Source organism: Peptidiphaga sp., assembly GCF_057238965.1.
The window spans coordinates 11,729-12,650 of record NZ_DBHHEV010000071.1; the positions used below are offsets into that span (position 1 = coordinate 11,729).

1 pseudogene is annotated in these 922 nt (G+C 68.9%); it reads left to right on the plus strand.

The features are described 5' to 3' along the window. Positions 1-11 precede the first annotated feature (11 nt). Positions 12-858, plus strand: a pseudogene (locus tag ACO48X_RS08635) (proteasome accessory factor PafA2 family protein). Positions 859-922 lie beyond the last annotated feature (64 nt).

Sequence of the window (922 nt, forward strand, 5' to 3'; positions counted from 1 at the left end):
GGGCCGGATGCATCCGCCGCGCCAAGGACGGCGCGGCCGCCTACTGTTTCTCCCAGCGCGCGGACCAGATGTGGGACGCCATCTCGTCGGCCTCCACGAGGTCCCGCCCGATGATCAACACGCGCGACGAACCGCACGGAGACCCCGAGCTTTACCGCCGAATGCACGTCATCGTCGGCGACTCCAACATGTGCGAGACGACGACGGCGCTCAAGGTCGCCGCGACCCAGGCCGTCCTCGCCATGCTGGAAGACGGAGGGATCCTGCCGCGCATGGAGCTTGCCGACCCTGTCATGGCGATACGCGACACGAGCGCGGACCTGGCCGGGCGCGCGCGGCTCGAACTGGCCGACGGCGGATGGGTACACGGCGGAGCTGGACGCATCGACGTCGTATTTGCTGGACTTGTGGGGGCGCGCCGTCGAATCGGTCAAATCCGGGGACCCCTCGGCCGTCGCGACGGAAATCGACTGGGCGGCCAAACTTTCGCTATTCTCCAGGTATATGGAGCGTACGGGCGCGACGCTTGACGATCCCAGGCTGGCCAGGCTCGACCTCGCCTATCACGACATCACCGCGGCGGGTCTGCGCCCGTCCATGGAGGAGACCGGCATGCTGCGAACTTTTGCCTCGTCCGAGGCCGTCCAGGCGGCTATGACGACGCCGCCGTCCGACACCCGCGCCAAGCTGCGGGGCGACTTCGTCGAGAAGGCCCGCCGACGCCGCCTCGACTACGCGGTCGATTGGACGAACCTCAGGCTGCTCGAGGCCGAGGGCACGCGTTCCGTCGTTCTCAAGGACCCCTTCGCCTCGGTCGACGAACGGGTGGACCGCCTCATGGAAGAGATGGACCGGTGAGCCGGGCCCGCGCCGCTCGCGCAGCTGCGGCCGCCTCCCTGGTCCTCGCCGCCTTGACGGCCTG